Annotated in this window: 1 pseudogene; it reads left to right on the top strand. The window is 48.3% G+C overall.

The features are described from left to right. Positions 1-507: pseudogene (locus tag R7R24_RS30680) on the top strand (DUF3612 domain-containing protein); the annotation flags it as partial.

Below are 507 nucleotides of genomic sequence, written 5' to 3'. Positions count from 1 at the left end.
TGACATTCTTCAGATTGCTATTCCAGAAATGCTGTCTCAAACCGGGATCACAGGTCGTCAATTTGCTCACTTGCTGATCCGCGCGCACCAAGAGAACCATCAAAACCATTTTCCTGATTTAGAACGTGCCGCCGAAGAAGTGGGATTGAAGCGCCTTAATTTGTCGGTTGAGGATTTGATCGACATTGCCAAAAGTATGGGCTTGGATATCCGCTGGGTTGACCGAGCACCTCAAGATGTCATCGATGAATTGGGCGTAAACGCCAAGCAATTGATTACGTCATTCATGGAACCACCGGGCACCATTTATCTCAACAAACGGATGCGCGACTACCCTACCCGTTTAAAATACGACTTATCGGTATACATTGGCCACCGCGTATTGCACAGCAGCGACGCGATGAATAACGTGCTCTCCATCGGACATCAGAATAACTGGGAACAAATGGACAGCCCCGTGTCGAACTCTGAGCTCAATTCGCAAGACATTCTGCAAGCTTGGCGAGA

The organism is Vibrio sp. 704 (assembly GCF_033339295.1).
This window is presented reverse-complemented; position numbering and strand designations above follow the sequence as displayed.